Here is a 5,216-nt window from a genome sequence, read left to right as displayed (position 1 = left end):
ATCTGATCAATTTTACTGAAAAGTTGCGTGAACACTGTAAAGTCCATGGAATTCCTCTTTAACGAATTTTCAACTTTTTATATGCTTTTTGAGCATTTTTCGTTGAATTTTTTTAAGGATAAAATGAAACTTCGTAGACCTTTTCGATCTATGAGAGAGAATTGAGTATTACGCATTAACTTTTTCTTTTTACGAGCATACAGGAAAAATAATATACAAAATATTGCTACAAAAAGCTTTACCTAATGAATCTTATGGTAGGCATGTTCGTGTTTTTACTATTCAAAATTTTTATGTTATGTTTATCTTTCTGTTGTTTGATAAGTGTATGTTCAGCATTGCGTAAATGTGTAACCATTTGTAGTTTTGCTGTTTCATTTTGTAGCATAGCAAGCATTCCAATTATATGTGCTTGTAACTCGGCAATACTTTTTAGATCTTTTGTTGTCGTGATCTCGTTTAATAGTTCTTCAATTTGCTGAAAACGATTGTTTGCTTCTTGAAAAGTTTTTAAACTTACGGCTTTATCAGTGATGGCTGCATATTGGATACGCTTGTTGATAAAACTGCTAGATTCATGGATAGTGACAGGAATTTCTTCTTCTTTTAAAATATTTTCAAGTGATGTAGATAGAGCAGAAGTTTTATTTCTATTGTAGAGATTCTCTGGATTTTTGAGAAAAAAGCTACTGTGATCTGTTTGTACATTTTTAAGTTTTTTAGTGTCGAATTTTTGGCTTCCCGTTATAGACTCGTGTATCTTTTTTACTTCCTCAAGGTGTTTTTTTAGCATATCGAGAAGTTGGGCATCAGGTGGCGCTTTCTTTTGCTGTGGAGTTTTTTTAGACTTTGATGTATTTGAAGATGAACTTCCAAAAAAATTGGGCCACTTCGTTGGAACGGATGCCGATAAATCCGCCGACCCAGCGCCCCAAACCCAAGCCATCGCTGGGTTTGAAACCCCTAAAGTTATTACAACTACTATTGAAATGACCTTTTTTTTCATGTTTCCCTCCTGTCATTTTTTGCGTGCTGTAAGAAAATTGGTAACCATATTGCCGGATCATCACCAACTTCTGCGATAATGCTTTCGGCTAACTCTGCGTTATCAGGCGTTCCTGATAACACTAAGAGCTCGTCACTAAAGTCGTGTTCGATGGTTTTTCCATCGCGTGTTAGATGGAATTTACCAAGATTCAGTTCTGCAAGCGCAGATTGATCACCCTGCTTAATGAGGAATTGGCGACTAAACTCACCAAGTCCTTTAACGAGTTCAAATTCGGCATCTGTTAGTTTAAAGCCTTTTGTATAATCTTCATAATTTGCTTTGGGATTGGCTAGAAAAATGTAAGTTGCACACTGTTGAATGAGTGTTTTGGCAATATTACTTTCCAAGGCATCGCTAGGCTCTTGTGTTGCATAAACAAAAATACCATTTTGTTTACGGATGGTCTTTTGTTTATTTTTGGCTAAATCTTCAAAGTACGGATCTTGCAAAGGCTTCCAAAACTCGTCAAAGATATACATAAACCGCTGTCCGCTAATCATGCCTTCTGTGCGGTAAAGCAAATACATCATCACTGGAGTGCGAGTTTCAAAATTATCTAAGAATTCCGTGATATCAAAGCCGTAAATTTGATGTGTTGAGAGATCAAGAGCATCATGGGGATTATCAAACAACCACCCATAATCACCACCTTCACACCATTTTAGTAAGCGAGCATGAACAGATGGGTGAGCATTATAATCACTTAAACGTGGATTTGGTAAAAATTGTACTAGAAAGGACAAACGACGGAGTGATCGGTCAATGTTAGCACTCATAACAGACATAACTGCTTTGTTAATTTCTTCTTCGTCGTGATGCGTGACTTCACCACCAGCTTCTGCCAATTTTTTAACAAATTGTTTCAGAAAAATAAGATTTTCTTGTGTGGGTGGGAGTTGGAAAGGATTGAAACCACTTTTTCTGCCTGGCTTGAATGTTAAATATTTTCCACCCATCGCCCGAATGGCAATTTCCATGCCACGATCTTTATCAAAAACAACAGTTGTCGGCTTAAATTTTTGTGCTTGTGCTAACAAAAAGCCGAGTAACACGGTTTTACCGGAACCAGATTGTCCGATAAGTGCGGTATTACCAAGTAAACGTTTATCTGTCGAGTCCTCTTCAAGTTTGGAGGCATGAAAGTTGAAATAAAGCGGTGTTTTACTGGTTGTTTTAAGAATTGTGACGGCTGGTCCCCATGGGTTGCCAGTGGGTTTTCCTGACATAAAATTATGAAAAGATGAAAATGACAAAAAGTTCAATGATGTAATCGGAGCAGGACGTGGTCTCCATTTCCAATTGCCAGGAAGTTGTGCCCAATAGCCAGCCTCTATCGCTAAGTCTACAGGTTTGGGCAGTACCGCAACGTCTAGTAATGCTGCACTTGCTTTGGCCATATGGTCGCGAACTTGTTGAATTGTATCACCATAGATCGTCAATGTGCAGTGATGTTCTCCCATGACAAAATGCCCACTGATAAGCTGGTTTAGTGCTTCGTCAATTTGTTCAATTTGGCTCGTTGCCACATCTCGTGCATCAATAAGATTACGCTGATGCCGTTGTAAATAGTCTTTAGCAGCATGTCGGGAGAGCACTGAAAAGCTCTGCGTCAATACGAACTCGAAGTCACTTTCCAACAAAACATTTAATTGTCCTGGTTTGGTTGTTGCATCATATTCTTTAATTTCAAGCATTCCAAATCGACGCATTCCACTGGTTGTTCGCAGTTCACCAAGAGCGCCCCATTTTGAGAAAAAAGGTCGATTGACAGACATATAGTCAGCAAAACGGTCATGGCAAATTGGCATAGGGCGATATTCACCATTGACAAGCATTCCAAGGAATTCAAGTGCAGAAGAATAAGCATGCCCATTTTTTTCATAAGCACCAAGAAGTTCTGCACCGTAACGGTTTAAAGATTGGCCTAAAGTACGATTGATGTCATTGAGTTCTTTGATACATGTGTCTTGTCGCATCTTTTTTTGATCAAGCGTTTCACGTTCATGTTTAGAAAAGAACGACATAATTTTATCCGCTATCGGTTGAAAAATGACAGTCAGATATAAATCATTGACCATCAAATTATAACCAGTAAAGCTTTGTCGATATTTTTCATCAAGTTGATAGCAAAACATTTGATCAAATGTTGAATCAGGATATTCATAAACACGGCGGCGCACAATATGCGTCCAAAATGATAAATTGGCTGATGCAAGACCCCGTAGAGTATTGTTAAGCTCTTTTATCCATTGAAAAATATCTTCTTCTGAAGCGCTTTGATGCGAACGCCCGTCAATTTTCCAAATTGACAAATATTCCGCATTTTTAGTAGAAATAATCGTATCTGTAATATGATGTGAATAAGGTAGAAATAGGCTTACAGGTGCCTCTGATGCAAGGCGTTTGCTGCTTTCAACAGCTGTCATGTTTATCTCCTTTTACTATAATCAGAGGGACTATAACTTGATGCGCCCCAAAAACCTTTGTTACGATTGCGAAATTTAGTATCGATCCATAACCACCAGATACGAAACGCCTTATCATCGTTTTTAGTAATTTGCACCATAATGAACCATAATGGAGGCGCCATAATCCACAAAAAGATACTTACTGTCATGGCAATAACAGCGACCCCCATAACCATAACGATAAATGGCATCATGGGGACACCCCATATCGTTGGAACACGTGTTGCTCCTTTGAATAGGGGGAATTCTTTTTGCTCTTGTGATTTCATGGGGTGCTCTTGTCAGTAGAGGTAAAATAATATGTGGCTAATATAAAAGGCTGCACCAGCAATAATGACGCTGAAGGCCCATCGTATAAATGTAGCTCTTGCGATGATGCGAAATATATAAATAAGCAAAAGTAATAAAAGAATAATGAGGGCAACGATAGGAATAAGTACACTTAATCCATATTGCATTCCTATGAAGGCATCCAAGCTCTCTGTTTCCGTCTGAGCATATGCAGATTGCGTTATTAATAACATCATTGAAGTGATGATAATAACATTAATCCTGTTGCACGTCTTCGCTTGAAACGTATTTGATTGTTTCATATTCTTTATCCCCTTTTAATTAAAGTTGCTATAAATAATATTCCTTTTTTCAGTATGGCTACATTATTACTGGTACACACCTATAATCGATGGGTATTAAAAACATTACGTATTATACATGATTCATGAATTACCTTTCAATAATATTGCAGTAAGTTTGGTTGTAGAGGGCACGATAATAATACTGATTGCCCATCGTATAAACGTATCGTATTGTATTGTTTGTAATTGATGCCATTATTATGGTGTTGTAAATAGCAGTGTAACAAGTTGGGTTGCTGAACCTGCGATAACGACCCCGATTGCCCACCGTACAAATGTGTCTTTTCCGATGTAGCGTCCTGCATAACCAATTGCTAAGCATAATAGTATAATAGCAGCAGCAATAGGTATAATTTTTTGAATATCGCCCTGTAAACCTTCTAAAGCGCTCTCTGCATTTGTTAAAGTACTCGCTTTGGCGGCGTAAGCAGAATTATTCATAAAGAACGCAGTCATAGCTGCAGAAATTGCGATGATTTTGTTGTTACTTTTCAGTTTGAGATTAATTAATTTTTTCATATCTCACTCTTATTAAAATTCTAGATAATATTTTTATATAAATAAACATATTGTATTTTACAATTTATAATTAATGCCATTATTATGTTGTTTTAAATAGCAGTGAAACAAGTTGGGCTGCTGAACCTGCGATAACGACCCCGATTGCCCACCGTACAAATGTGTCTTTTCCGATGTAGCGTCCTGCATAACCAATTGCTAAGCATAATAGTATAATAGCAGCAGCAATAGGTATAATTTTTTGAATATCGCCCTGTAAATCTCCTAAAGCCTTCTCTGCATTTGTTAAAACCTTTGCGCTGGCGGCGTAAGCAGAACTATCCATAAAAAACGCAGTCATAGCTGCAGAAAATGCGATGATTTTGTTGTTATTTTTCGGTTTGAGATTAATTAAATTTTGCATATCTTACTCTTATTAAAATTCTAGATAACATATTGTATTTATAATTGATGCCATTATTATGGTGTTTTAAATAGCAGAGTAACAAGTTGGGTTGCTGAACCTGCGATAACGACCCCGATTGCCCACCGTACAAATGTATCCTT

The 5,216-nt window shown here is 37.3% G+C and carries 6 protein-coding genes and 1 pseudogene; all 7 read right to left on the bottom strand.

The features are described 5' to 3' along the window. Positions 1–238: 238 nt before the first annotated feature. The gene (locus ACFIMK_RS03020) at positions 239–1,006 is read right to left on the bottom strand and encodes a type IV secretion system protein (protein WP_375613870.1); all 768 of its coding nucleotides are present in this window, start codon (positions 1,004–1,006) and stop codon (positions 239–241) included. Further along, positions 1,003–3,474, bottom strand: a complete 2,472-nt coding sequence (locus ACFIMK_RS03015; protein WP_375634370.1) for a VirB4 family type IV secretion/conjugal transfer ATPase — start codon at positions 3,472–3,474, stop codon at positions 1,003–1,005. The genes ACFIMK_RS03020 and ACFIMK_RS03015 overlap by 4 nt, the downstream gene beginning before the upstream one ends. A 2-nt stretch (positions 3,475–3,476) precedes the next feature. Continuing rightward, complete coding sequence (locus tag ACFIMK_RS03010) at positions 3,477–3,785, bottom strand: type IV secretion system protein VirB3 (protein ID WP_375606609.1); 309 nt, start codon at positions 3,783–3,785, stop codon at positions 3,477–3,479. A gap of 12 nt (positions 3,786–3,797) precedes the next feature. Beyond that, positions 3,798–4,109 (bottom strand): conjugal transfer protein, encoded by a 312-nt coding sequence (locus ACFIMK_RS03005; protein WP_375630589.1) that lies wholly within the window; start codon positions 4,107–4,109, stop codon positions 3,798–3,800. 240 nt (positions 4,110–4,349) lie between these two features. Next, positions 4,350–4,670, bottom strand: a complete 321-nt coding sequence (trwL, locus tag ACFIMK_RS03000; RefSeq protein ID WP_375682835.1) for a VirB2 family type IV secretion system major pilin TrwL — start codon at positions 4,668–4,670, stop codon at positions 4,350–4,352. Between the two features lie 82 nt (positions 4,671–4,752). Continuing rightward, positions 4,753–5,073: a VirB2 family type IV secretion system major pilin TrwL gene (gene trwL / locus ACFIMK_RS02995; RefSeq protein WP_375682834.1), complete on the bottom strand. Its 321-nt coding sequence runs from the start codon at positions 5,071–5,073 to the stop codon at positions 4,753–4,755. Positions 5,074–5,129: 56 nt separating this feature from the next. Further along, positions 5,130–5,216: pseudogene (locus ACFIMK_RS02990) on the bottom strand (conjugal transfer protein); the annotation flags it as partial.

The sequence above is a fragment of the Bartonella sp. AP280QHHD genome (assembly GCF_042196125.1).
Taxonomy (GTDB): Bacteria; Pseudomonadota; Alphaproteobacteria; order Rhizobiales; family Rhizobiaceae; genus Bartonella.
The sequence above is the reverse complement of the archived record's forward strand: the minus strand, read 5'-3'. Positions and strand labels throughout refer to the sequence as shown.

Excerpts from the sequence above, each read along its gene's own strand:
- ACFIMK_RS03020 (WP_375613870.1), bottom strand. The coding sequence starts at position 1,006 with ATGAAAAAAAAGGTCATTTCAATAGTAGTTGTAATAACTTTAGGGGTT.
- ACFIMK_RS03010 (WP_375606609.1), bottom strand. The coding sequence starts at position 3,785 with ATGAAATCACAAGAGCAAAAAGAATTCCCCCTATTCAAAGGAGCAACA.
- trwL (WP_375682835.1), bottom strand. The coding sequence starts at position 4,670 with ATGAAAAAATTAATTAATCTCAAACTGAAAAGTAACAACAAAATCATC.
- ACFIMK_RS03015 (WP_375634370.1), bottom strand. The coding sequence starts at position 3,474 with ATGACAGCTGTTGAAAGCAGCAAACGCCTTGCATCAGAGGCACCTGTA.
- ACFIMK_RS03005 (WP_375630589.1), bottom strand. The coding sequence starts at position 4,109 with ATGAAACAATCAAATACGTTTCAAGCGAAGACGTGCAACAGGATTAAT.
- trwL (WP_375682834.1), bottom strand. The coding sequence starts at position 5,073 with ATGCAAAATTTAATTAATCTCAAACCGAAAAATAACAACAAAATCATC.